The sequence below is a fragment of the Pseudomonas neustonica genome (assembly GCF_003797945.1).
Lineage (GTDB): Bacteria > Pseudomonadota > Gammaproteobacteria > Pseudomonadales > Pseudomonadaceae > Halopseudomonas > Halopseudomonas neustonica.
Genome location: NZ_RKKU01000004.1, coordinates 18,142 through 41,360, shown reverse-complemented (window position 1 = coordinate 41,360; position 23,219 = coordinate 18,142). Strand labels below are relative to the sequence as shown.

General features: G+C 56.5%; 28 protein-coding genes. 11 read left to right on the top strand and 17 right to left on the bottom strand.

Translation table 11 applies throughout. From position 1 onward, the window contains the following. Position 1: 1 nt before the first annotated feature. Both EF096_RS20740 and EF096_RS20735 read right to left on the bottom strand, forming a co-directional pair. The gene (locus EF096_RS20740) at positions 2 to 274 is read right to left on the bottom strand and encodes a DUF1275 family protein (RefSeq protein ID WP_218565713.1); all 273 of its coding nucleotides are present in this window, start codon (positions 272 to 274) and stop codon (positions 2 to 4) included. Further along, entirely contained in the window at positions 268 to 669 is a 402-nt protein-coding gene (locus tag EF096_RS20735; protein ID WP_218565714.1) for a YoaK family protein, read from the bottom strand. The genes EF096_RS20740 and EF096_RS20735 overlap by 7 nt, the downstream gene beginning before the upstream one ends. 147 nt (positions 670 to 816) lie before the next feature. Here EF096_RS20735 and EF096_RS05235 point away from each other — a divergent pair, with 147 nt between their 5' ends. Then, a complete protein-coding gene (locus tag EF096_RS05235; RefSeq protein WP_123888573.1) occupies positions 817 to 1,533 on the top strand; it encodes a YebC/PmpR family DNA-binding transcriptional regulator in 717 nt (238 codons plus the stop codon). A 114-nt stretch (positions 1,534 to 1,647) separates the two neighbouring features. On the opposite strand, the gene EF096_RS05230 is transcribed toward EF096_RS05235, so the two are convergent. Both EF096_RS05230 and EF096_RS05225 read right to left on the bottom strand, forming a co-directional pair. Further along, positions 1,648 to 2,784 (bottom strand): mechanosensitive ion channel domain-containing protein, encoded by a 1,137-nt coding sequence (locus EF096_RS05230; RefSeq protein ID WP_218565715.1) that lies wholly within the window; start codon positions 2,782 to 2,784, stop codon positions 1,648 to 1,650. After that, positions 2,732 to 3,514: a helix-turn-helix domain-containing protein gene (locus tag EF096_RS05225; protein ID WP_123888572.1), complete on the bottom strand. Its 783-nt coding sequence runs from the start codon at positions 3,512 to 3,514 to the stop codon at positions 2,732 to 2,734. Before EF096_RS05225 ends, EF096_RS05230 begins: the two co-directional genes overlap by 53 nt. A gap of 163 nt (positions 3,515 to 3,677) precedes the next feature. Here EF096_RS05225 and EF096_RS05220 point away from each other — a divergent pair, with 163 nt between their 5' ends. The 4 genes from EF096_RS05220 to EF096_RS05205 all read left to right on the top strand — a co-directional run bounded on the left by EF096_RS05220 (position 3,678) and on the right by EF096_RS05205 (position 6,520). Then, positions 3,678 to 3,947, top strand: coding sequence for a YiaA/YiaB family inner membrane protein (locus EF096_RS05220; RefSeq protein ID WP_123888571.1), 270 nt, complete (start codon positions 3,678 to 3,680; stop codon positions 3,945 to 3,947). Positions 3,948 to 3,952: 5 nt separating this feature from the next. Beyond that, positions 3,953 to 4,657: a PspA/IM30 family protein gene (locus tag EF096_RS05215; protein ID WP_123888570.1), complete on the top strand. Its 705-nt coding sequence runs from the start codon at positions 3,953 to 3,955 to the stop codon at positions 4,655 to 4,657. A gap of 135 nt (positions 4,658 to 4,792) precedes the next feature. Then, entirely contained in the window at positions 4,793 to 5,689 is an 897-nt protein-coding gene (locus tag EF096_RS05210) for an MBL fold metallo-hydrolase (protein ID WP_123888569.1), read from the top strand. Between the two features lie 15 nt (positions 5,690 to 5,704). Beyond that, positions 5,705 to 6,520, top strand: coding sequence for a LysR family transcriptional regulator (locus EF096_RS05205; protein WP_123888568.1), 816 nt, complete (start codon positions 5,705 to 5,707; stop codon positions 6,518 to 6,520). 6 nt (positions 6,521 to 6,526) lie between these two features. Here EF096_RS05205 and EF096_RS05200 read toward each other — a convergent pair whose 3' ends face one another. After that, on the bottom strand, positions 6,527 to 6,895 hold the full coding sequence (locus EF096_RS05200; RefSeq protein ID WP_218565716.1) for a thiol-disulfide oxidoreductase DCC family protein: 369 nt from the start codon (positions 6,893 to 6,895) through the stop codon (positions 6,527 to 6,529). A gap of 231 nt (positions 6,896 to 7,126) precedes the next feature. On the opposite strand from EF096_RS05200, the gene EF096_RS05195 reads away from it, so the two are divergent. Beyond that, entirely contained in the window at positions 7,127 to 7,960 is an 834-nt protein-coding gene (locus EF096_RS05195) for a CHAD domain-containing protein (protein WP_123888566.1), read from the top strand. A 98-nt stretch (positions 7,961 to 8,058) separates the two neighbouring features. Continuing rightward, entirely contained in the window at positions 8,059 to 8,964 is a 906-nt protein-coding gene (ypfJ, locus tag EF096_RS05190; RefSeq protein ID WP_123888565.1) for a KPN_02809 family neutral zinc metallopeptidase, read from the top strand. Positions 8,965 to 8,969: 5 nt separating this feature from the next. Here the strand turns inward: ypfJ and EF096_RS05185 are convergent, their stop codons facing one another. After that, positions 8,970 to 9,845: an EamA family transporter gene (locus EF096_RS05185; protein ID WP_123888564.1), complete on the bottom strand. Its 876-nt coding sequence runs from the start codon at positions 9,843 to 9,845 to the stop codon at positions 8,970 to 8,972. Between the two features lie 146 nt (positions 9,846 to 9,991). Between EF096_RS05185 and EF096_RS05180 the strand changes: the two genes are divergently transcribed. Together EF096_RS05180 and EF096_RS05175 are read left to right on the top strand one after the other, a co-directional pair. After that, positions 9,992 to 10,447, top strand: coding sequence for a MarR family winged helix-turn-helix transcriptional regulator (locus EF096_RS05180; RefSeq protein ID WP_123888563.1), 456 nt, complete (start codon positions 9,992 to 9,994; stop codon positions 10,445 to 10,447). A 169-nt stretch (positions 10,448 to 10,616) separates the two neighbouring features. Continuing rightward, complete coding sequence (locus tag EF096_RS05175; protein WP_123888562.1) at positions 10,617 to 11,042, top strand: organic hydroperoxide resistance protein; 426 nt, start codon at positions 10,617 to 10,619, stop codon at positions 11,040 to 11,042. Between the two features lie 90 nt (positions 11,043 to 11,132). Here the strand turns inward: EF096_RS05175 and EF096_RS05170 are convergent, their stop codons facing one another. From EF096_RS05170 to ffh, 10 genes are all read right to left on the bottom strand, one after another. Beyond that, positions 11,133 to 11,717, bottom strand: coding sequence for an exopolysaccharide biosynthesis protein (locus EF096_RS05170; protein WP_123888561.1), 585 nt, complete (start codon positions 11,715 to 11,717; stop codon positions 11,133 to 11,135). 49 nt (positions 11,718 to 11,766) lie between these two features. Next, complete coding sequence (gene thrC, locus EF096_RS05165; RefSeq protein ID WP_123888560.1) at positions 11,767 to 13,176, bottom strand: threonine synthase; 1,410 nt, start codon at positions 13,174 to 13,176, stop codon at positions 11,767 to 11,769. A gap of 91 nt (positions 13,177 to 13,267) precedes the next feature. After that, on the bottom strand, positions 13,268 to 14,572 hold the full coding sequence (locus tag EF096_RS05160) for a homoserine dehydrogenase (protein ID WP_123888559.1): 1,305 nt from the start codon (positions 14,570 to 14,572) through the stop codon (positions 13,268 to 13,270). A gap of 74 nt (positions 14,573 to 14,646) precedes the next feature. Beyond that, positions 14,647 to 15,369 carry a bifunctional protein-disulfide isomerase/oxidoreductase DsbC gene (gene dsbC / locus EF096_RS05155; protein WP_123888558.1) on the bottom strand — a complete coding sequence of 241 codons (723 nt, stop codon included), beginning with the start codon at positions 15,367 to 15,369 and terminating at the stop codon, positions 14,647 to 14,649. Positions 15,370 to 15,416: 47 nt separating this feature from the next. Beyond that, complete coding sequence (gene xerD / locus EF096_RS05150) at positions 15,417 to 16,337, bottom strand: site-specific tyrosine recombinase XerD (RefSeq protein ID WP_123888557.1); 921 nt, start codon at positions 16,335 to 16,337, stop codon at positions 15,417 to 15,419. Between the two features lie 93 nt (positions 16,338 to 16,430). Then, positions 16,431 to 16,778: a 50S ribosomal protein L19 gene (gene rplS, locus EF096_RS05145; RefSeq protein ID WP_123888556.1), complete on the bottom strand. Its 348-nt coding sequence runs from the start codon at positions 16,776 to 16,778 to the stop codon at positions 16,431 to 16,433. Positions 16,779 to 16,810: 32 nt separating this feature from the next. After that, on the bottom strand, positions 16,811 to 17,560 hold the full coding sequence (gene trmD, locus EF096_RS05140; RefSeq protein ID WP_123888555.1) for a tRNA (guanosine(37)-N1)-methyltransferase TrmD: 750 nt from the start codon (positions 17,558 to 17,560) through the stop codon (positions 16,811 to 16,813). 3 nt (positions 17,561 to 17,563) lie between these two features. Then, the gene (gene rimM, locus EF096_RS05135; RefSeq protein ID WP_123888554.1) at positions 17,564 to 18,106 is read right to left on the bottom strand and encodes a ribosome maturation factor RimM; all 543 of its coding nucleotides are present in this window, start codon (positions 18,104 to 18,106) and stop codon (positions 17,564 to 17,566) included. A 2-nt stretch (positions 18,107 to 18,108) separates the two neighbouring features. Then, a complete protein-coding gene (gene rpsP, locus EF096_RS05130; protein WP_123888553.1) occupies positions 18,109 to 18,357 on the bottom strand; it encodes a 30S ribosomal protein S16 in 249 nt (82 codons plus the stop codon). Positions 18,358 to 18,530: 173 nt separating this feature from the next. Next, positions 18,531 to 19,943: a signal recognition particle protein gene (ffh, locus tag EF096_RS05125; RefSeq protein WP_123888552.1), complete on the bottom strand. Its 1,413-nt coding sequence runs from the start codon at positions 19,941 to 19,943 to the stop codon at positions 18,531 to 18,533. Positions 19,944 to 20,385: 442 nt separating this feature from the next. Here ffh and EF096_RS05120 point away from each other — a divergent pair, with 442 nt between their 5' ends. Continuing rightward, positions 20,386 to 21,186: a cytochrome C assembly family protein gene (locus EF096_RS05120; RefSeq protein ID WP_123888551.1), complete on the top strand. Its 801-nt coding sequence runs from the start codon at positions 20,386 to 20,388 to the stop codon at positions 21,184 to 21,186. 34 nt (positions 21,187 to 21,220) lie between these two features. After that, positions 21,221 to 22,537: an HlyC/CorC family transporter gene (locus EF096_RS05115; RefSeq protein WP_123888550.1), complete on the top strand. Its 1,317-nt coding sequence runs from the start codon at positions 21,221 to 21,223 to the stop codon at positions 22,535 to 22,537. On the opposite strand, the gene EF096_RS05110 is transcribed toward EF096_RS05115, so the two are convergent. Next, positions 22,480 to 23,199: an SGNH/GDSL hydrolase family protein gene (locus EF096_RS05110; RefSeq protein WP_235869636.1), complete on the bottom strand. Its 720-nt coding sequence runs from the start codon at positions 23,197 to 23,199 to the stop codon at positions 22,480 to 22,482. The genes EF096_RS05115 and EF096_RS05110 overlap by 58 nt on opposite strands. Positions 23,200 to 23,219 lie beyond the last annotated feature (20 nt).

Here is a 23,219-nt window from a genome sequence, read left to right as displayed (position 1 = left end):
ATCAGCCACCGCGCAGATAGCGGTGGTATAACAGCGCCATCACAGCGGTCAGCGTCGCCGGTAAGAATAGTGCCTGAAAATGCAGTGCAGAAAAGGCCAGCGCACCCAGGCAGCCGCCAAGGATAAAGCCACCGATTAACAGCAGAAACAGGGTCGCCTTGCGCCGATCAATCGCCTGACCACGCAGGCGCGCCCCCAACATCAGCCCCAAATCGGTAAATAGACCGGAAACGTGCGTGGTACGAATGATCGCGCCGCTATAGGTGGTTACCATCGCATTCTGCAAACCACAGGCCGCTGAGGCCAGATAGTGGCCAGATAGTGGCCAGCCACACTATTGTGCTGCAGCGCCAGCATCGCCAGTAGTAACAGGGCTGTTTCCAATAGCAGCGCCAAACCGTAGCGCCGCCCCGGCTGCAGCGCACTACTATCGATCAGAAAGCCACTGAGCGCCGCGCCCACAACAAAACTGAGTATCACCAGCAGCAGGTGCACACTGGACAACACATCCAATTGTGCCATGCCCAGCCCCAACAGCGTTGACGTGCCGGTAAGGTGCGAGACCGCCTGATGGCTGAACCCCAGCAGCCCGACCGCATTAACGCTGCCGGCAGTAAAGGCCAGGGTAAAGGCACCAGTCTCAACCCAAGGTGGCAATCTCGAAATCACAGGCTTAGCTCCCCCACCCAAAAGTCCCATCTTACCGCCAGATGCGGACCTTGCGGGGCTTTCTGCGGCCAGCCGTCGCAAGACATGGATATCGAGTAGCAACTGCGGTTAGAATCGCTGTTTTTCGCCAAACAACAGGATTAGAACATGGGTCGCGCCTATCAGAACCGCAAAGAGTCCATGGCCAAAACGGCTGATGCCAAAACCAAGGTCTACAGCAAGTACGCGCGTGAGATTTTCGTCACCGCCAAATCAGGTGGTTTTGACCCCGACGGCAATCTGGCCTTGCGCGGCCTGATTGATCGTGCCAAGAAAGATCAAGTCCCCAGTCACGTAATCGACAAGGCGATCGATAAAGCCAAGGGCGGTGGCGGCGAAGACTTTTCCAAGGCGCAGTATGAAGGCTTCGGTCCTGGCAACTGCATGGTGATAGTCGACTGCCTGACCGACAACCCCAACCGTACCTTTGCCGACGTGCGCAACTGCTTCACCAAGACCAAAAGCAAGATCGGTACCGAAGGCAGCGTTAGCCACATGTTCGATCATTGCGCGATTCTGGCGTTCAAGGGCGATGACGAAGAAGCCACGCTGGAAGCGCTGATGATGGCCGACGTCGACGTGACCGACATCGAGAACGAAGACGGCCTGATCACCGTATTTACCCCGAGCACCGAATACTTCAAGGCCAAGCAAGCCCTGACCGATGCCTTGGGTGAAGTGGACTTTGAAGTGGACCTGATCCAGTTTCTGCCGCAAATCACTACCGAGATCAGCGGTGAGGATGTGGCCATGTTCGAGAAGTTTACCGACATGCTGAACGAGCTGGACGACGTGCAAAACATCTACCACAACGCCGAGTTCTGATCTGCCAGGGCGCTGCCATGCAGCGCCCGCTTAAGTCTGCGACCGCAACAACAGCAACAGCCCCATTGCTGTGAGTGACAAGAGTAACAACGCCCCGCTCTTCAATTTCATAACCTACTCCTGACCCGCACTGGCTCTCAATGGCTCGCTTTCAGCTCTATCCAGCTGCTTGCGCTCTTCACGCAACACATCCATGCGTTCCTTCAATACCTGCTTCTCATCGCCCTCAGCTTGCTTGGCCTGCTGCTCTAGCGCTTCCATGCTGTCGGCTAGCTCAGCCTTTCGCTGCTGTAATTGCTGCGCCAGCTCGGCCTTGTCGAACAGCACTTTCTCCGCAATTTTTTCAGGCTCCACAGCCGATGAGGCGGCGGGTCGCTGACGCGTGGGGGCAGGAATAAAGCTGTAACCAGCATCAACCGGGCGTTGATTCATGATGGTCGCCGACATGATCTCGATGCCAGCGCCATGCAACTGATCGAGAATCGACTTGTGCAGTTTTGAGCGCGCCGTGATCAAACCCTTGGCCTCCGGCAACACCCCGGAGATGCGATAGGTAATGGCAAAATTACCCAACTCCAGTATCTGCACAAAAGCATCATTGAGCTTACTGCTCTCTGCCGCCTTGATCAGCAGAGGCTCAACCTGTGCATGGTGTACGTCGTAACCCAGGGACAGGGATGCCGATACCAGCGCCCCGGCGCTGCGCAGGGCCGATACCGGATTGGTGGTCAAATAGGTATTGGGCAACGCAATCAGCTCGCCAGTTTCGGACTGAATCTCGGTATCAAACAAACCGCGCTCGGCTACACGACCAAAATGCGCACCGACCGAAATAAAATCGCCGATCACAAAGGGCTTGGTGATGCGCAGCAGTATGCCGGCAGCCAGATTGGCAAAAATATTACTGGAGGAAAACGCGAACACACCTGAGACCAGCAAACCCAGCAGAGCAATGATTTGATTGCGCGAGCCCTCACTGACCGGTAACGCCAGAATCACTGCAACCAGGCCGACCAGGGTCAAGCTCAGCATGATCAGCTGACGCGAAAATAGTTTCTCGTTGCCCAGTCCACCGTGCCGGCGGATCAACAGATAATCCGCAGTCCAGAGCGCCAAGCCTACCACCAGCAGGGTTTCCAGCAGCGGTATCACATTGGTCAAGCTATCCATTACATCGAGCAACAGCTGCACAGTCACCTCACCTCTTATCTGATCCGTTGCCGGCATGCCCAGGGTAAAACTTCTGTGCATCGGCCCGCCGGTATTGTTGAAATACTGCCACTTCCCAGGGGCGGATAGCGACAATCATGCTGACGCCATAACGCTGCTCCAGCGGCAACGCCAAGTCTTCCTGATGGCTATGGCGAAACTCCAGAGCCAGACGACGCAGCTTTTGCTGCATAGCCTCGTTGCTGCGCGGTGACAGCATGCCGTTGAGAAAAAGACGCAACTCACCCGGCTGATTAAAATGGCACTGAAAGAAGTCTGCCTGCACCTGCGATTCAAAAAAGCGCTGGATCGGGCCCTTCTTTTGCCAGTTGAAGTCATGGGTAATCAGCGGCTTTATGCGATTGCCCGGTAACAGTTCGATCAACCCCATACGATCGAGTCGCGCCAGTTTGCTGATCGCCTCCGGCTCGCTCAAGGCATAGTTTTCCAGCATTTGCCCCAGACTCCAACGATTCAATGCGCAGATAGCCACCAGCAACAGCTTGCTGTCGGACACCAATTCCTGCTCTTGCTCTAACGCCAACGCATCAATGCACATATCGTGCTCCAAGCGTCGCACCAGGTCGCTTATCTCCAGGCCCAATAGCGCACAAACGCGGTCCAGCCGCTGTAATGAGAACTGCCGTTCGGCAAACAGCCGCTTGACGCTAGCCTCTGACAGCGCCAACGCCTGCGCCACCTGCAGATAGGTAACGCCTTGCTCTTTAAGCAGTTTCTTCAATACATCAATGATCGCCGTCGTTTGCGCCATATACGCACATTCTCCTGAGCACAGAAAAGTATCGCCCAGTAATACCCAAAGCGCTCTTCATTGCAACTTTTGTGGTTTATCTCGCGACTCGGTAGCAACTAATGCACATTGCTTTCCAGCGGCGACAAACCTGCCGCACTCAATCAATACGAGGTAGCAAGCAATGGAAAACGAGATCAACAGTAACTCCAGTGGCTGGGTATTTTTCGTCAAGGTGTCTTTTGCGGTTGCCTTGCTGGCCACCGGAGCGGGCGTGGTCTTCGCACCCACCGACCTGCTGGTCAAAGGTTACATGGCCGTCTGCGCGCTGTTTCTGGTCAGCACCACTATCACCCTGTCAAAAACCATGCGCGATGAACATGAGGGCAAGCGTATTCACAACCGTATTTCCGACGCCCGCGCCCAACAACTATTGAAAGAATATACGGAGTAACCCCTATGACTATTTGGCGAAAAGTAGGCACCCTGTTCCGCGCTCAGGCTCAGGAACCCCTGGAACATCTGGTTGATGCCAACGCACTGCGCATCATGGAGCAGGAGCTGCGCGACACCGAGCAGGCCATGCTGCGGGCAAAACGTGAGCTGGCCTGTCTGATGGCCAGCAGCAAGCAATTACAGCGCAGCAACCAACAGCTGGCCGATGAACTGATAGCCCGCGAAGCACAGGCCCAACAGGCCATGACACGCGATGAGGCCGGGCTCGCCTATGAGCTGGCCGAGTGGATTGCCGAGCACGAAAACCAGTTACAACAGCAGCGCCAACAAGCCGAACACCTGCAACGACAGGAGACTCAGCTACGCCATCGTTTGCGCGAGGCCGCGCAGTTGCACCAGAGCTACCGCAGAGAGTTGCAGCTGGCGCGCGCCAATCGCAATGCCGAGCAGGTACTCAACAACCTCGGCGGCCACACCCAGGGCCTGCAAGCACACATGGGTGATCTGGCCAGCTCGCTGGAGCGCATTCGCCGCCAGCAGTCCAGCTTCAGCGACATCGACAATGCCATGCGTACACTGCAGCAGGAAGACGACGGCAGTGCGCTGGACGCACGTCTGCAACAGGCCGGCATCAGTACCGGAAGAAGCGACGCCAACAGCGTACTGTCCAGGCTGCGCGCCACAACTGAACTGCGCACAAATAGCTGAAAGCAGCGCAAAGCTGGCGACGCTCATCGTCGCCAGCAATCCATAAGTTATTTATTCAACAAACACAGATTAAAGATATTTAACCTATTCTTAGAACAGTGCCAGAGTATCCCAACACCCACTGGAGCTACCCTGATGAATATCTTTAAAGCCCTTTCTGCAACCCTGCTGCTGAGCTATGCCGCTCTGCTGCAGGCCTCACCGCCAGTCACTGCGCTGCGCCTGTCACTGATCCCTACCGCCGAATCCAGCGGTGCCCCGGAAGCACTCACGGTCAGTGGCGGACGCTGGCTGCAAGAGCGCAATCTGGTGCACAACGCGATGCTGATTGAACATCCCCAAGGGCGCTTTCTATTCGATACCGGACTGGGTCGAGAAACCGACGCGGCTTTCGCCCACAACAATTGGATCAACCGCAAGCTCCTTGCCTACCGCCACCTTGACCCCGCGCGCGATCAACTAGAGAAAGCCGGATATACAATCAACGATATCGACTTCATCATCCCCAGCCACCTGCATTGGGACCACGTAGGCGGCCTACCAGACTTCCCCGGAATTCAGGTCAAGATACTGCCCGGGGCTCTGGAAGAGGCACGTGAACATGGCATGCCTCCAGCCTTCCTGGTCGAGCAACTGGCTGGCGAACGGGACTGGTATATCCTCCAGCTGGAAGATATGCCCTATCAGGGATTCCCACACAGCCTGGATCTATTCAACGACCAGCGTCTGATTCTGGTCGACCTGAGTGGGCATACAGCGGGTCAGGTTGGTCTGTTCGTCAACCTGGATTCAGGCAAGCGTCTATTTCTGATTGGCGATACCAGCTGGACGCTACGCGGGGTTGAAACCAACCAAACCAGGCCCTCAGTTGTGCAGTGGACCAGCCACGTTGACAGTGACCCTGAACAAAACCGCCGCCAGCTGGCGCTCATTCACCAACTACAGAACCGCGATCCAGAGCTGATCATAGTGCCGGCCCATGACGAGTTTGTCGCCGCAACACTGGCACACTTCCCAACCTTTGAAGACTAAGCCGAGGAAAATACCATGGACCTGCGCAGCCTCCGCTACTTCTGCGCCGCAGCTGAGCTAGGCAGCCTGACTGCCGCAGCTGAACACTGCCACGTAGCACAGCCGTCGATCTCCAATGCAGTAGCGCAACTAGAGTTTGAATTTACGCTGAGGCTATTCAGCCGCAGCAAAAAGGGAGTCGTCCTGACGCCAGAAGGGCAGCACTTTTACCAGGCAGCGACGCAACTACTGAGTAACGCAGAGCACATGGCGCAACGCTTCAAGCGCCCCACTCTGGCTAGTCTGTCTCTGGGCATCAGCCAGCAGCTGGCTAGTCGGGACAGCGGTTATCTACTGCAGCTGGTCGCCAATAATCTGCAGGACTATCGCCTGCAAGTACGGGTTAACCCCACGTCGCCACCAGACCTTTGGATTACCAGTGCGCGGCAGGCACCGAAAGGCTATGGTTTCATAACGCTGCTGGAACAGGAATACCAACTCTTGCTGCCTCGCGGCTGGCCGGTAAGTCAGCCGCTCGACCTGAACGAAGCGCTGGATTACAGCTGGATTGATCGACTCGATTGCGAATTACGCGCAGCCTTCATATCGCACGTGCCTGGCCTCGCAGAGCGTTGCACACTGCAGGTCGATACCGAGGATCTGGCTTTAAGCCTGGTGCAACACCGCCAGGGCGCCACCGTCATGGCCGTCAGCGACGATATCGATGAACTGATTCCAGCAATCCAGCACTTCCCACTCAGCGGCTTGATACCTGAAGACTTACGCCTGCGGCAACTGGGCTTGGCCTACTCGCCGGGGCTGGAGCAGACAATTAGCCACGCCTTTAACTAAGGCCAATCAATCGAGCTTACAGCCGTCCGCGCACCGAGCACGAAACCGGCGAGCAGCAAAATGGCGGTAGCCCCAGTCCAGCAAGGGCGTGAGGTGCAGCAGTTGCACCAGTTTCCCCAACCAGCGCCAACCGGGCAGCTCTCGCCAGATCACCTTGAATCCAGCGACACCACGCTGCCAACGACCTTCAATATCGCGCACATGCAGCACCTGCATGGCGTCAGTCATGGCAATGCCAAACTCATCCAGCCGCGCTGGCTCAGCAACGATGTCCAGCCAGTCTATCCGATGCTGCTGGTCAAGCCGCTGGTAGTGAGCGATCTCGCGCCGGCATAGCGGGCAGCCGCCATCGTACAACACCACAGGTCGCGTCATTGTCATTGCTCCATCGGTAACCGCAGAGTCTATGAGTGTGCCAGAAAGCAGGGCGAGATGTCGCTGCACACTGCAGTCTGATCATCGATGCAATAGCTAGCGCCAGCCTGAAACCCTGCTGTCCTGGATCAAGACGAGTGTGCATTGCAGCGCTATCAGTCAGACTTTTTGCTAATAACAAAGCCAACGTAAAGTCATCTATTTGCAAGCTGACTCATCTACACTAGAGCGATGAACAAACCAGCTGGCAAGTCCGATCCCATCTTTAAGGCCGCTCGCAAACAGGTCAGCAAGGTGCTTGCGCCCCTTACGCCGGGTGAGGCACCTGATGCCGAAGCGATTCATGCGATCCGCGTATGCAGCAAGAAATTGCGTGCGCTACTGCAGCTTTATCGCCCAGGCAATGCCAAGGCCGACATAAAGCAGGTAGAACAACTGCTAAAACAACTTGCCAATTCCTATGCCGGGCTACGCGACGCGCACGTGCAGGAAAAAACCCTGGGCCGCCTGGTCAGTAACCTGCCCGCCGATGATCAAGCGCCTATGCAGCCGCTGTTCGATTACTTTGCTCAAGCAAACCATCAGGCCAACGAACAAATCAACCCCATAGACGCCCACACTGGCTTTGCCGAGGTACTCGAACAATGGGCAGAGCTGCTGCGTTTGCAGCACCGTTCAGATCCAGCCAAGGGTCTCGACTACAGCTACCGTCGAGCAAGAAAGTTGGCACTCGAGGCGCACCAAACTGGCGAAGACGATACTTACCACCAGTGCCGAAAGTGGACCAAATATTACCTCTATCAGGCTCAGTTGCTATGCGACCGAAAAGCCGCCAAAGCAAGCATCAAAGCACTCAAACAGCTGGGTGAGCTATTGGGGCAGTTTCAGGACCACTGTGTGCTGGAAGACAGCCTGCTCAATGGCACGCTAGCAGCATGCGAGCTTGAAGCCGCCAGCCAGCAGGCACTGCAGGCTATAGAGCAGCAGAAATCACATGACAAGGAAAAAGCCAGACAACTGTTCGAGCAGCTCTATCAGCAGCCGCACGTGCCGTTGAAATGCTGACCCCCTGAGTTTGCAGGCAACTGCAAAGATTATGCTTCCCGAACGGCAAGCTATGCGGTGAAATAAGCTCCCAGATAAAAAACGGCAGGGACGAGACAATGGATTGGCGCGGCAGAAGACAGAGCAACAACGTAGAGGACCGTCGCGGACAGAATATCCAACGTGCCAGTGGCGGCGGCGCAGCCCTATTACTGGTGCGCTTTCTGCCGATGCTGCTGCGTAGCAAGACCGGGCGTATTGTGCTCATTCTCGGTGTACTGGCGGTCTTTGGTGCCAAAATGCTGGGGTTCGATGTACTACCCATGCTGCTGGGAAGCGGGAGTCAAACGGCAAGCCAAAGCCCGCGCGAATTCAGCCCGCAGGAACAGGAGCTGGCCCAGTTTGTATCGGTGGTACTGGCTGATACCGAAACCACCTGGAACGCTCTATTCAGCGCCGCCGGTAAAACCTATCAGGAGCCTCGCCTGGTGCTGTTTTCCAATCGCGTCAATTCCGCGTGCGGCACCGCCAGCTCGGCGGTTGGCCCGTTTTATTGCCCCGGCGACAATCAAGTCTATCTGGATCTCGCGTTCTTTAACGACATGCGCCAGCAGCTCGGCGCGCCCGGTGACTTTGCGCAGGCTTACGTCATCGCTCACGAAGTCGGCCATCACGTGCAGAACCTGCTGGGCATCAGCCAGAAAGTACGTCAGGCCGGCACGGGTAAATCGCAGACAACCGTCAACGCACTGTCGGTAAAGCAGGAACTGCAAGCGGACTGTTTTGCCGGAATCTGGGGCCATGTTGCCAATCGTCAACGGCAACTACTCGACCCGGATGACCTGGAAGAGGCGCTCACCGCAGCATCAGCTATTGGCGATGATCGGCTACAGCGCCAGGCTGGCCAGGATGTGGTGCCCGATAGCTTCACTCACGGCAGCTCTGCGCAACGTGTTAAATGGTTCAAGCGCGGTTTCGAGTCGGGCAGCATGGCTGACTGCGACACCTTCTCAGCGGCCAATTAGCACCCTCAGGCCCTGATAGGGGCGCCGCGCCAGACGTCCCAACGCGCGTTAACCCAAAGCGATAGCGCGATCACGACCGAGCCAGCCCCCAGGCGCAACAAATCCGCGTCGTGGTTCCAGATAACCAGATTGACTACCAACCCGGCGGGCACCAGCGCGTTGTTCATCACCCCGAGCGTACCCGCGTCGACCTGCGCTGCGCCGCGATTCCAGAAGAAAAACCCCAGCCCCGACGCGGCAACTCCCAGCCAGACCAGCACGCCCCACTGCACACTGGTGTGCGGCATACGACTGTGATCACCGAGGAACAGCCAGGCTGGCAGCACCACCATAAAAGCGCCGATAAAAAACAAACCAAAGCCCTGCCACTGGTTGCGCGGAGTCAGTTGGTAGCGGCGCACCATGTGCGCGTAACCCACCTGCCCCGCTGCAAAGGTCAGATTAGCCAGCTGCATAATCAGAAAACCACGGATAAAGCTGTCACTCAGCCCGTCGTAACGGATGATGCCGGCGCCCACCACGGCAATACTCGCCGCCACCAAGGGACCGAGACTAAAGCGCCGACGTATCAGATTATCCACCAGCGCAATGTGTAGCGGCGTGAAGATAGTAAACAGCAGCACTTCCGGCACAGAAATGTATTCGAAAGATAGGTACAGGCAGATGTAGGTAACACCGAACTGCAAGGCACCCACCAACAGCAGGCCACCAATCATCGGTCGCGGCAAGGCACGCAGGCGCAGCAGCGGCAGAAACAGCAGGCTCGCCAGTGCGGTGCGCGTTAGCACGGAAAAATAGCTATCGACCTGACCGGCGAGATATTCGCCGATCAGGCTGAACGAGAGCGCCCACAATAAGGTAACGGCAATAAGAAAAGGCATGATATCCCGTGGGAAAAAACGTGAGTATAACGGCCTGCTGCGCGGACGCGTAGCCAATGAACCAGCAATTACCCTGGCAGCCAGACTATTTGCGCGCTAAATTATCACTCTCTGACGTATTCGTTCACCCGCTCACAGGAATTTTCATGCCCCAATCAGACGCCTGCCCGGAGCTGATGCTGGACAATCAGCTGTGCTTTGCCCTGCACTCCACCTCGCTGCTAATGACCAAGGTGTACAAGCCGCTGCTCAAGGCATTGGCGCTGACCTATCCTCAGTACCTGGCCATGTTGGTGCTATGGGAGAACGACGGTATCACCGTCGGCGATATCAGCAAACGACTACTCACCGATCCGGGTTCGCTTACTCCCCTGCTCAAGCGCCTGGAAGCCGAAGGCCTGCTCAAGCGTCAGCGCAGCAAGCAAGACGAACGTGTGGTAGAGCTGCACTTGACCGATGCGGGCCACGCACTGAAAGAGCAAGCCAAGGCGGTGCCACGCTGCATCGTTGACGCAGCGGATCAATCACTGGACGAACTGGTAACACTGCGTGACCAGCTACTCAAGCTGCGCACCTCGCTACAGCGTAGCCTTGAAGGCTGAATTGCAAGCGTATTAGCAGCACCACAAGACCACTCAAGCAAGTACACAGAATAGACACTACAATTTATCTTGCGCACAAGATAAATGGCGAGTAGATTAGCTTTTTAGTTAGCGCGCAATAATTATTTGCGCAATTAAAATTAGCTGAATATCACGCAGGAGATTGTCCATGTCTATTGAGAACGTTGTATATCGTGCCTATGCAGAAGCTACCGGCGGTCGTGATGGTCGCGCCATTTCATCCGACGGCGTGCTGGATGTTGAGCTGAGCACACCAAAAGAACTCGGCGGGGCTGGCGGCCAAGGCACTAACCCCGAACAGCTATTTGCTGCTGGTTATTCCGCCTGTTACATCGGTGCGATGAAGTTCGTTGCCGGCCGGGACAAGCTCGCCATGCCAGCCGATGCCTCAGTTGAAGGCGTTGTAGGTATTGGCCAGATCCCCAACGGCTTTGGCATCGAAGTTGAGCTGCGTATCAGCCTGCCGGGCATGGATGATGAGCAAGCGAGCCAACTGATCGAGCGCGCGCATCAGGTATGCCCCTACTCCAACGCCACCCGTGGCAATATCGACGTCACCCTGACTCGAGTTTAAGCGGCCGCCGCGACTCCATAGCCCGGCCAGGGCTGTGGAGCCAGTTGCAGCGAGAGGGTAAAGGCGAAGATGAGGCTGTTACTGAATGCCTTAAAGCAGCTTGGACGCCAGCAGACTGGCCGCAGCAACGATAAAACCGACCGCAATCAGTACCAGCAGACCATCCCTTGCCACCAAGGCTAGCCCGAGAATAGCTAACGCCAGGCCGACTATTGACGATGAAAAAGGCACCAGCTCGAGAAAGGGCAAGCCTGCTGCTACCGTCACACATAAACCGGCCAGCAGATAGGAAGAGGAAGGATGCATCATAAAGCTAAGGCGCGGCTTGATCAGACGATCAATGCGCCGAGCGCCTGGCTTGACCCAATCAATCGCCTTAAGCAGCTTTTGCTGCGGCACTGAACGATTGAGAATGAAGGCTGGCAACCAGAAGTTCTTGCGGCCGATCAGCATCTGCAGCGCAATCAGCATCACAAACAAACCCGCAAAAACAGCCATGCCCGGAATGCCGCTCAGTGGCGAAAACAGCGTGACCCCGATAACCAGCAAAAGTGGACCAAAGGAGCGGCTACCCACTGACTCCACCACCTGACGCATATAAATGCGCTGCTGATCACCGGCCAGACCAGCGATCTGATCCAGCATCTGCTCAAGATTTTGGGGTAATTCCGGCACCAGTGCGACTCCTGCAAAAGCCCGGCTTGTGCGCCGGGCCTTGCTCACATCAAAGCGGCTTACCGCGATTACCGTGTGCAGCCACAAACTGCTGCACATCGGCAAGGCTATTGGGTAGCACGGTACACCGCTCGTCGCGCTCGAACAGATCGCTCAAATGCAGCGGCAGTTGCAGTTCCTGACCGACGCCAGCTTCACGCACCGCATCCGGGAATTTGACCGGGTGGGCGGTGCCTAGCGTGATCATAGGGATGCTCAACGAACGCCGGCACTCACGCGCAGCGTGCACGCCAATCGCAGTGTGCGGATCAAGCAACTCACCGCAGTCGCTATAGACGCTGGCGATAGTTGCGCAGGTCTGCTCGTCATCAACCGCCAGGGAATCAAATAGTTTGCGGGCTTCTGTCCAGCGATCATCCTCAACCGACAGCTTACCGGTCTGCTTGAACTCATTCAGCAGATCAGCCACCAGCGCACCATTGCGGCCGTGCAGATCAAACAACAGACGCTCAAAGTTCGACGACACCATGATATCCATCGAGGGTGACAGCGACGGATGCAACGTGTCCTTGTTGTAGGCGTTGCCGCTCATGAAGCGGTGCAGAATGTCGTTGCGGTTGGTCGCCACAATCAACTGACTGATCGGTAGCCCCATATTGCGCGCCAAATAGCCGGCAAAAATGTCGCCAAAGTTACCAGTAGGGACAGAGAACGCCATAGAGCGAGCCGGCCCGCCCAGCTGCAGGGCAGCGTGAAAGTAATAGACGATCTGCGCCATGATGCGCGCCCAGTTGATCGAGTTGACCGCAACCAGACGAGTCCCCTTGAGGAAGCCCTGATCGGCAAAGCTGGCCTTGATCATTTCCTGGCAGTCATCGAAGTTGCCTTCAATGGCGATGTTATGAATGTTATCGCCCTTGATGGTGGTCATCTGACGACGCTGTACTTCGGATACGCGGTTGTGCGGATGCAGAATAAAGATATCTACATTCTCACAGCGGCGGCACCCTTCAATCGCAGCAGAGCCGGTATCACCCGAGGTGGCCCCCATGATAACGACGCGCTCGCCGCGCTTTTGCAGAAAGTAATCAAGCATGCGGCCGAGCAGCTGCAGGGCAAAATCCTTGAAGGCCAGCGTTGGGCCGTGAAACAGTTCAAGCACCCACTCATTGCCATTCAACTGGCGCAGCGGTGCGACCGACTGATGCGCAAAGACACCGTAGGTTTCCTGCAGAATCTGTTTGAAGTCAGCATCCGGAATGCTGCCACTGACAAACGGGCGCATCACATTGAACGCCAGCTCGTGGTAGGGCAAGTCAGCCCAGGAGGCAATTTGCTCTTGGGTAAAACGTGGCAGGTTCTCAGGAACGTAGAGACCACCATCAGAGGCCAGACCGGCCAGCAAAACATCTTCAAAGTTAAGGGCCGGAGCCTGGCCGCGAGTGCTGATATAGCGCATTGCAAAACCCTTCAGGTTTTAGCCTGAAGCTTAAAGCTAGAAGCTAGAAGCGCAACGCTTCCAGCTTTCGGCTTCCAGCTTCCAGCTCGATTTAGTTCAGTTGTTCTACCCGTACCCGCATCAGCGGACCGGCGATTTCATCCAGAGCTTCCAGTGCGGCAATGGCAACATTCATGTCACGCTCTTGCACGCGGTGAGTCAGCAGAATGATTGGCACCAGGCCGTCCTGCTCCTCTGCTTCCTTCTGCATGATCGACTCGATGTTGATACCACGCTCGGACAGGATAGTCGCGACCTTGGCCAGCACGCCTGGGCGATCCTTAGCTTGCAGGCGCAGGTAGTAGGCGGTCTCGACATCCTCAACCGACAACACCGGCAAATCAGACAAGGCGTCAGCCTGGAATGCCAGGTGCGGTACGCGGTTGTTAGGATCGGTAGTCAGGGTACGTACCACATCGATGATGTCAGCAACGACCGCAGATGCAGTCGGCTCGGCCCCAGCGCCTGCACCGTAATACAGGGTTGAGCCCACAGCGTCGCCGTTGACCATGACCGCGTTCATGACGCCGTTCACGTTGGCCAGCAGACGATCAGCCGGGATCAGCGTCGGATGCACGCGCAACTCAACACCGTTACCCATGCGGCGCGCCACGCCCAAATGCTTGATGCGGTAACCCAGGGCTTCAGCGTAATTGACGTCCGCTGTAGTCAGCTTGGTAATGCCCTCGGTGTAGGCCTTATCGAACTGCAACGGGATACCAAAGGCAATAGACGCCAGGATCGTCAGCTTGTGGGCCGCGTCGATACCTTCCACATCAAATGTCGGGTCCGACTCGGCATACCCCAATGCTTGCGCCTCGGCCAACACGTCTTCAAAGGTACGCCCCTTGTCGCGCATCTCGGTAAGAATGAAGTTACCGGTGCCATTGATAATGCCCGCAACCCACTCAATCTGGTTCGCCGCCAAGCCTTCACGCAGCGCCTTGATAATGGGGATACCGCCAGCTACGGAAGCCTCGAAGGCAACCATTACGCCCTTCTCGCTCGCCGCCGCAAAGATCTCGTTACCGTGCACAGCGATCAAGGCCTTGTTAGCGGTAACCACATGTTTGCCATTGGCAATAGCGCCCATAACGACATCCTTGGCGAGGGTATAACCGCCAATCAGCTCAACCACGATGTCGATTTCAGGGTTATTGACCACGTCGAACACGTCATCAGTGGTCGGCGTCACACCAATATTGCAGGCCGGGTTCAAGTGACGAGTCGCAATCTGCGCCACATCAATACCACGCCCCGCGCGACGAGCAATTTCTGCTGCGTTACGCTGCAGGACGTTAAAGGTGCCACCGCCAACGGTGCCCAAACCACAGATGCCTACTTTGACCGGTTTCAAACGTTGGTCCCCACTTTGTTATCTAGTCGAATACATATTGGATTGCCCGGCAGCCTGCGCTGCCCGAGCGACGATTACTCTTTGTTTTCCAGCGCTATGGTAGCTAACTGTTGCGCTGGCTGATAACCCGGAATCATCACGCCGTTGGCGAGAAAAATAGCCGGCGTACCCTGCACGCCCAACTGCTTACCCAGTTCATATTCCTGCGCTACTGGATTGGCACAGGTTTTCTCTTCAACCGTTTTGCCCTGCTTGGCAGACGTCATGGCCTGCTGGCGGTTGTCTGCACACCAGACAGACTGCATGACCTGAGCTGCCGGCGACTGCATGCCGCCGCGCGGGAAGGCCATATAGCGCACTTCAATGCCCAGATTATTCAACTGTTCAACTTCGCTATGCAGCTTGCGGCAGTAGCCACAATCCACGTCGGTAAACACCGTGATATGGGTTTTTGGCTCTTCCGGCGCAAACACCACCATGTCACTGGCATCGACTCTATCGAGCACCTGGGCGATACCGCTGGCCTCCGCAACCGATGTCAGGTTGCGCGGCTGACCGTCGTTCACTTCGATCAGCGTGCCCTGCATGAAATACTTGCCATCAGCGGTGGCATAAAGCACGCGCCCGGTTTCCAGCTGAACCTGATACAGACCGTCAACCGGCGTTTCAGAAATAGCCGATACCGGCACGTCAAATTTGAGTTTTGCCAGACCCTCGGTGATCGCAGTCTGGGTATCTGCCATTACGTGTGAGCCCCACAGGGCAAGCAGACAGGTCACGCCGTATCTCAGTCGCATAATCTGATCCTCTAGAAGACGGCAAAGCTTATCATGAAACCTCCCTATCACCCACGGGGATGGTGCTCTGCGTGCATGTCACGCAATCGCTGGCGGGCAATATGTGTGTATATCTGTGTAGTAGACAGATCACTATGGCCGAGCAACATCTGCACCACGCGTAAATCCGCGCCATGGTTGAGCAGATGGGTAGCAAAGGCATGTCGCAAGGTATGTGGCGACAGCGAAGAGCTGACACCGGCCTGGCGTGCATGTAGCTTGATGCGGTGCCAGAATGTCTGGCGCGTCATCTCCCGTCCCAAACGGCTAGGAAAAACCACGTCACTCGGCTTGCCAGCCAATAGCGCTGGCCGACTATCCTGCACATAGCGTTCAAGCCAGACCATGGCCTCTTCACCCAAAGGCACCAGTCGCTCTTTGTTGCCTTTACCGGTCACCCGCACTATGCCCTGACGCAGGTTGACCTGGTCCAACCGCAGACCAACCAATTCGCTGACACGCAGGCCACAGGCATAAAGCACTTCGAGCATGCAGCGATCACGCATACCCAGACTGTCTTCAATATCCGGGGCCGCCAGCAACAGCTCAACGTCCCGCTCACTCAGCGCCTTGGGCAAGGGCCGGCCTAACTTGGGCATGGCCACGTCCAGGGTGGGATCCAGCGTCAACCGGCCCACGCGGACCAGATAACGATAGAAACCACGTAAACAGGACAGTAACCGGGCACTGGATCGCGCCTGATATCCCTGAGCTATGCGCCAACCCAGATGCTCCATCAGATCAGCGCGCGAGGCGTTGAGCAAGTCGCTACGGCGTTGCCCCAGCCAACCGGCGAGCAAACTCAGGTCGGTGCGATAGGCCGTCAACGTATGCTTTGACAACCCACGTTCCAGCCACAGACTATCGAGAAACTCGACAATCAGTTGCTGGTCGTCCGGTGCGACCGGCGCGTTTTCGTCTGCGGACATGACCTGCTCACTGTGCTGAGGAAACCACCATTAAAAACAGTCGCCCACAAAAAAGCAGCCCTTAGGCTGCTTTTTTGTGGGTCAAGCGTCCGTTCAGGACAGCTTTTCCTTGATACGTGCTGCACGGCCAGACAAGGCACGCAGGTAGTACAATTTCGCTTTACGTACATCACCGCGACGCTTGACAGAAATGCTGTCGATCAGCGGCGAGTAAGTCTGGAAAGTACGCTCAACACCAACACCGCTAGAGATCTTGCGAACGGTGAAAGCAGAGTTCAGACCACGGTTACGCTTACCGATAACCACGCCTTCAAAGGCCTGCAGACGCGAGCGATCGCCTTCCTTCACTTTGACCTGGACAATGACGGTATCACCCGGCGCGAACGCGGGGATTTCCTTGGACATCTGTTCAGCTTCAATCTGGGCAATAATATTGGACATCGTTGCTTCTCCTGCACAGGCCGTCGGACCTGTTAATGGTTATCGGTTTCCTGTTCGCGGATAAATTCCGCCAACAGCTTCTGCTGTTCTTTGCTCAATTCCAGCTCTTCGAGCAACTCTGGCCGACGTTGCCAGGTTCTTCCCAAAGACTGCTTGAGACGCCAGCGCCGGATCAGTTCATGATTACCGCTGAGCAACACCTCCGGTACGCGCTGCCCGTCAAATTCTTCCGGCCGAGTGTAATGTGGGCAATCCAGCCACCCCGCCGAAAAAGAATCTTCAACCGCTGAATCCGCATGCCCAAGCACGCCGGGGATCAATCGGGTTACTGCATCCAGAAGCACCATGGCTCCCAGCTCACCACCGGACAACACGTAGTCGCCAATGGAAATTTCTTCATCGACACAGCGCTCAATAATGCGCTCATCAATGCCCTCATAGCGACCACACAGCAAAATCACACTGTCCAGCTTTGCCAGCTGCTCAACCCGTTGCTGAGTGAGTGGCTGACCCTGCGGTGACAAATAGATCACCCGGGCTTGCGAGGGTGCCTGCTGCTTGATCGCCGTAATGGACTCAAGCAAAGGCTCAACCTTCATCAGCATGCCAGGGCCGCCGCCAAAGGGTCGATCATCTACCGTACGGTGACGATCATGTGCATGTTCACGGGGATTACTGAAAACAACTTCCAGCTGTCCGCGCTTGACGGCTCGTCCGGTTACACCAGACTCGGTCAGCGCTGTAAACATTTCGGGAAACAGGGTTACCACACCGGCCCACACCGATCAGAACTCCGAATCCCAGTCGACCTGGATAGTTGCCTTGTCCAAATCAATATTCACTACAAACTGGCCGGGCAAGTAGGGCAACACACGTTCACGCTGATCAATACTGCCTTCGCAGGGCTTGACCACCATTACGTCGTTGGAACCGGTTTCGAGCAGGTGATCCACCTTGCCGAACAACTGGCCTTCCAGGTTAATCACCTGCAAGCCTTCCAGCTGGTACCAGTAATACTCACCTTCTTCGAGTTCGGGCAGAGAACCAGCCTCTACACTAATCTCGAAGTTAACCAGCGCCTCGGCTTTATCGCGATCATCTACGCCCTTGAGCTCAACAATCAGGACTCGCCCTTGCAGGCGACCACCAAGGACGGACACTGTGCGTTGCTCGGAACCTCTACTAAGGCTCCACTGCGCATAACCCAGCACATTGTCCAGCGGGTCGGTGTGCGAATACACCTTGACCGCCCCGCGCAGCCCATGAACCGATACGATCTTGCCGAGAATCACCCGAGGCGATTCTGTCGATTCAGGAGCAGCTATCATATTCAGGCAGCTGCCTGAGATTCCTTCAACAGAGCAGCAACACGCTCAGAAGGCTGTGCACCCTTGCTCAACCAGTACTGAACACGCTCGTCGTTTACGGACAAACGGATTTCTGCACCGGATGCAACCGGGTTGAAGAAGCCAACGCGCTCAACAAAACGACCATCACGGGCGTTACGGCTGTTGGCAACAGTCAAATGATAGAAGGGGCGCTTCTTGGAGCCACCACGAGCAAGACGAATGGTTACCATGTGGACATCGTTTCCTGTGTTTGAATAACGCTACAAAATTCATCACGGGCTGTGCTGCAATTAACGCATACACCTAGGGCCCGAAAGGTCGCGTATTCTACGGAATATCGCGACCGATGAAAACTCTTTTTTATTTAAGGCCGTACTGACCCATCCCCTAAAGGATAAACAGCTCAGAATCGAGGCATGCCGCCGCCGGGGGGCAACATACCACCGCCGCCACCCATACCGCCGCCGCCCATTCCACCCATGCCACGCATAAGCTTGGCCATGCCACCCTTACCCGTGACCTTTTTCATCATTTTCTGCATCTGCTTATGCTGCTTAAGCACCCGGCCGATGTCCTGAATCTGCGAACCTGAGCCCGCCGCAATGCGGCGCTTGCGTGAGCCGCTGATGATATCGGGGTTACGGCGCTCGCCGGGCGTCATCGAGTTGATGATCGCCTCCATGCGCTTGAATTGCTTGGTCGCTTCAGTCTGCGCGGTTTCCATCTGGGCCGGATTCATCTTGCCACCCATCATCGGCAGCTTTTCCATCATCGAGCCCAGACCGCCCATGCTGTTCATTTGCTGTAGCTGATCACGGAAGTCTTCAAGGTCGAAGCCCTTACCCTTTTTCAACTTCTTGGCCAGCTTCTCGGCCTTGTCCTTATCCAGCTTTTGCTCGGCTTGCTCGATCAGGCTGAGCACATCGCCCATACCAAGAATGCGCGAAGCAACGCGATCAGGGTGGAATACCTCAAGCGCATCGACCTTCTCGCCCATCCCGAGGAACTTGATCGGCTTGCCGGTAATGTGACGAACCGAGAGCGCAGCACCACCGCGCGCATCACCATCAACCTTGGTGAGGATCACGCCCGTCAGCGGCAGCGCCTCGTTAAAGGCCTGCGCGGTATTGGCCGCGTCCTGACCGGTCATGGCGTCAACTACAAACAGGGTCTCCGAGGGCTTGGCCGCGGCGTGCACCTGCTTGATTTCAGCCATCATCTCGGCGTCGATATGCAAACGACCCGCGGTATCGACAATCAGCACGTCCATAAAGCGGTTCTTCGCTTCACGTAGCGCTGCCTCGACGATGGCTACCGGCTTCTGCTCAAGATCCGAGGGGAAAAACGTGACATCCACTTCAGCAGCCAGAGTCTCCAACTGCTTGATCGCCGCCGGACGGTAAACGTCGACGCTGACCACCATGACCTTTTTCTTTTCACGCTCACGCAGCGTCTTCGCCAACTTGGCGACACTGGTAGTTTTACCCGCGCCCTGCAGACCCGCCATCAAAATCACTGCCGGAGGGGTAACCGCCAGGTTCAGACCTTCGGTCTGCCCCATAACCGCTTCCAGCTCGGACTTCACGATCTTGACGAAGGCCTGCCCCGGCGACAGGCTGCGTGACACTTCATGACCTACAGCGCGCTCACGCACTTGATCAACAAAGGCCTTGACCACGGGCAAGGCTACATCAGCCTCAAGCAACGCCATGCGAACTTCTCGCAGGGTGTCCTTAATGTTGTCTTCTGTCAGCTTGGCCTGACCGGTCACGCCCCGCAGGCTGTGCGACAGGCGCTCGGTAAGATTCTCGAACATCACTAACTCTCCTGAGCTTATCTAGGGTCTGCTGCCTAATTATCGTGACCGCGCCAGCGCCTGCTTTAATTGCACGGAGCAAGGCACACGGAATACAGCTTGTTCATTCCAAATAAAATGACGCGTAACGCAGCATCGCGCAGAAACAGGCCGACCCTCCGGGTTACGCGTGTTAGCGTGCCATATGCGCCGTTTCGGGCTGGACAAGGGAGCGGCTAACTTTTGCGCCCCGCGTCCAGGCTGGCAACTCTTTGCACAGCAACAGGGTTCGTGATGAATCAGCAACAGCCCCCGGCCCCCGCCACAAGGGCATGCGAAGCAATTTATCGGCGCAGTATACCTCCGCGACCGGGGTGATGATAGGGAAGCCCATCGAAGCGCTTTAACCGCGGCGCGGCTTGTGCCACACTGCGGTTTTGTTGGTAACCGCTCTCAAGGACGTATGACAGCCCTCACTCCCAGCCTGCTAGCCGCCGCTTTTTACTTGGGCGGTATGCTTTACCAGATGTTTTGTCTGGGCAAACGCCTGACCGTCAACACCGGGCTATTGCGAGGCATAGGTCTAATCGCATTGGTCGCTCACGCTGCCAGTCTTTACCTGCAGCTGATGACCGATCATGGGCTAGCTCTCGGGTTATTCAATATAGGCTCGCTCATCGCCTGGCTAATTGTTGCCCTCACCCTGCTGTCGAGCTTTCGCGCACCGGTCACCAGCCTGCTGCTTGGCCTCTATCCTCTGGCACTCGTCACGGCACTGCTCGCTGGCCTGTTCCCGCACGAAGCCACTACCCTTCCGGCTGGGCAAAAAGGCCTGCTGGTGCATATCGTCTTGTCGGTCCTGGCCTACGGCATTCTTACCATTGCAGCCTTTCAGGCAACGCTGCTGGCGGTTCAGGACTATCAACTCAAGCACAAACATCCCACCCGCTTTATTCGCACCTTCCCGCCGTTACAGACGATGGAACGCCTGTTGTTTCAGTTTCTGCTCTGCGGTGAGCTGCTATTGACCGTCGCTCTCATTTCCGGCTTCGTCTTTCTGGAAAACATGTTTGCCCAACACCTGGTACACAAGACACTGCTGTCGTGCCTGGCCTGGGTGGTCTTTGGCATTCTGCTCTGGGGCCGCCACTTCCGTGGCTGGCGCGGCAGCAACGCCATTCGCTGGACGCTAGCTGGCTTCCTACTGCTGATGCTCGCCTATTTTGGCAGCAAGCTGGTACGCGAAGTTCTGATTGGCGCCTGACGCTCCCCTATCCCAACCTGTTTGAGGCACGCTCTTGAACGAATCCCACACTGGCCTGCTGCTGTTACTACTGGCCTTGCTGATCATTCTGTCTGCGTTTTTCTCCAGTTCGGAGACCAGCATGATGAGCCTGAACCGTTATCGGTTGAAGCATCTGAGCAAGGAAGGTCATCGCGCTGCCAAGCGAGCATCACGCCTGCTGGAGCGACCTGATCGCCTGCTCGGTACTATTCTGGTCGGCAACAACATCGTCAACATTCTCGCCGCCTCCATCGCCACCGTGGTCGCCGTGGAGATATGGGGTGAGGCCGGTATCGCCATCGCCACCATGTTGCTGACTGTCATCATTCTGATCTTCGGCGAGATAACGCCAAAGACACTGGCAGCATTACGACCAGAGCTGATCGCCTTTCCTGCCAGTGTCATTCTGGCGTTTCTACAACGTCTGCTCTACCCCGTCGTCTGGGTCTGTAACGTCATCAGCAACATGTTGCTGCGCCTGATAGGCGTCAATCCAAACGATAGCGACGGTGACCAGCTGACCACCGAAGAACTGCGCACTGTGGTGCGTGAGGCCGGACTGGGTATTACCCGCAGCCGCCAGAATATGCTGCTGGGCATCCTTGATCTGGAAAAAATGACGGTCAATGACATTATGATCCCGCGCAACGAAGCCGTGGGCATTGATCTGGAAGACAGCATGACCACCATCAACCAGCAACTGCGCAGCTGTCACTACACGCGTCTGCCGGTGTATCACGGCGACATAAATAACGTCACCGGCCTGGTTCACATGCGCTCCATAGCTCGCCTGCTAAGTCGCGGCGAGCTGACCAAGGAAGCCCTGATCGGCGCCTGCAAGGCCCCCTACTTCATTCCGGAAAGCACCCCGCTGCATACGCAGCTGTTCAACTTTCAGAAACAGAAACGCCGCATCGCGATCGTGGTCGACGAGTACGGCGATGTAATTGGCCTGGTGACTCTTGAAGATATTCTGGAAGAGATCGTCGGCGAATTCACCACCGACATGTTGATCCCCAGCCAGGACATCCACCCACAGGAAGATGGCACCTACGTCATTGATGGCAGCGCAGCCATCCGTGATATCAACCGTCACCTGAACTGGAAACTGCCAGCCAATGGTCCCAAAACCATCAACGGCTTGATTACCGAGCAGCTGGAGAGCATCCCGGAAACCAGTGTTTGTCTGGCGAACGGCACCTATCGCATGGAGATTCTGCAGACCAAGGACAACATGGTGAAAAGCGTACGCGTATGGGAGCGTAGCCGGGATCAGGTACCAACTTCGACAGAAGAGGGCGACGGCTCTGCACCGGGCGGCGCCCACTGACGGGCAATGCCGGCCGCCCACTCGCGGTAGCCGGCCGCCGAAGGATGGAAACCATCGCGCGCCAGATAGGCCGACTCAAACGATAAATCCAAAGGCAGATAAAGCGCATGCTGTCGCGCAGCAACCTGTCGCAAATCCCGATCCAGCAAACCAGAACGCAAGCCGAACCAGCCCCGCAAAGGCTGCGGCAAGGCAGTAAAGCGCCCCAGGGGCGGCACGGCAGTCACGCCTACTTGTACCGAACGCGAACTCAAACCCGCCAACAAGCAAGCCAGCCGCGTGCGCCATTGGCGCCGCGACGTCAGGTGGGTAGTGTCATTAACGCCCAACACCAGTAGCGCCAGATCCCACCGCTGATCAAGCACTTGCGGCAGCAGGTCCTGCAGACAGGCTTGCGCATCCGCGCCGTTACGCCCTAGCGCCTGCCATTGCACTGGGCGACCAGTAATAGCGGCGAGCTGCGCGGCAAGCTGACCCGCCAGCGCATCAGCTTGCCGATCAACTCCAACGCCACTGACCGTCGACTCGCCCAACAACAACAAACGCAGTGGTGGCGTTGACGGTGTCTGTCCGGGCACCAAGCCTTGCCAGGGCGGCGAGGCGTCAGGTAGACGCAATGCGGTTCGCTTGACCCACAGCGCCTGTGGTAACAACAGCGGCAACGCTGGCGCTACCAGATACC

Excerpts from the sequence above, each read along its gene's own strand:
- EF096_RS05205 (WP_123888568.1), top strand. The coding sequence starts at position 5,705 with ATGGACCTGCGCAGCCTCCGCTACTTCTGCGCCGCAGCTGAGCTAGGC.
- thrC (WP_123888560.1), bottom strand. The coding sequence starts at position 13,176 with ATGCGCTATATCAGCACTCGCGGCCAGGCTCCGGCCCTTAACTTTGAA.
- EF096_RS05175 (WP_123888562.1), top strand. The coding sequence starts at position 10,617 with ATGTCTATTGAGAACGTTGTATATCGTGCCTATGCAGAAGCTACCGGC.
- xerD (WP_123888557.1), bottom strand. The coding sequence starts at position 16,337 with ATGTCCGCAGACGAAAACGCGCCGGTCGCACCGGACGACCAGCAACTG.
- EF096_RS05120 (WP_123888551.1), top strand. The coding sequence starts at position 20,386 with ATGACAGCCCTCACTCCCAGCCTGCTAGCCGCCGCTTTTTACTTGGGC.
- EF096_RS05195 (WP_123888566.1), top strand. The coding sequence starts at position 7,127 with ATGAACAAACCAGCTGGCAAGTCCGATCCCATCTTTAAGGCCGCTCGC.
- ypfJ (WP_123888565.1), top strand. The coding sequence starts at position 8,059 with ATGGATTGGCGCGGCAGAAGACAGAGCAACAACGTAGAGGACCGTCGC.
- EF096_RS05185 (WP_123888564.1), bottom strand. The coding sequence starts at position 9,845 with ATGCCTTTTCTTATTGCCGTTACCTTATTGTGGGCGCTCTCGTTCAGC.
- EF096_RS05210 (WP_123888569.1), top strand. The coding sequence starts at position 4,793 with ATGAATATCTTTAAAGCCCTTTCTGCAACCCTGCTGCTGAGCTATGCC.
- EF096_RS05230 (WP_218565715.1), bottom strand. The coding sequence starts at position 2,784 with ATGCACAGAAGTTTTACCCTGGGCATGCCGGCAACGGATCAGATAAGA.
- ffh (WP_123888552.1), bottom strand. The coding sequence starts at position 19,943 with ATGTTCGAGAATCTTACCGAGCGCCTGTCGCACAGCCTGCGGGGCGTG.
- EF096_RS05180 (WP_123888563.1), top strand. The coding sequence starts at position 9,992 with ATGCCCCAATCAGACGCCTGCCCGGAGCTGATGCTGGACAATCAGCTG.
- EF096_RS20740 (WP_218565713.1), bottom strand. The coding sequence starts at position 274 with ATGGTAACCACCTATAGCGGCGCGATCATTCGTACCACGCACGTTTCC.
- rplS (WP_123888556.1), bottom strand. The coding sequence starts at position 16,778 with ATGTCCAATATTATTGCCCAGATTGAAGCTGAACAGATGTCCAAGGAA.
- rimM (WP_123888554.1), bottom strand. The coding sequence starts at position 18,106 with ATGATAGCTGCTCCTGAATCGACAGAATCGCCTCGGGTGATTCTCGGC.
- EF096_RS05220 (WP_123888571.1), top strand. The coding sequence starts at position 3,678 with ATGGAAAACGAGATCAACAGTAACTCCAGTGGCTGGGTATTTTTCGTC.
- rpsP (WP_123888553.1), bottom strand. The coding sequence starts at position 18,357 with ATGGTAACCATTCGTCTTGCTCGTGGTGGCTCCAAGAAGCGCCCCTTC.
- EF096_RS05225 (WP_123888572.1), bottom strand. The coding sequence starts at position 3,514 with ATGGCGCAAACGACGGCGATCATTGATGTATTGAAGAAACTGCTTAAA.
- dsbC (WP_123888558.1), bottom strand. The coding sequence starts at position 15,369 with ATGCGACTGAGATACGGCGTGACCTGTCTGCTTGCCCTGTGGGGCTCA.
- EF096_RS05235 (WP_123888573.1), top strand. The coding sequence starts at position 817 with ATGGGTCGCGCCTATCAGAACCGCAAAGAGTCCATGGCCAAAACGGCT.
- EF096_RS05215 (WP_123888570.1), top strand. The coding sequence starts at position 3,953 with ATGACTATTTGGCGAAAAGTAGGCACCCTGTTCCGCGCTCAGGCTCAG.
- EF096_RS05200 (WP_218565716.1), bottom strand. The coding sequence starts at position 6,895 with ATGACGCGACCTGTGGTGTTGTACGATGGCGGCTGCCCGCTATGCCGG.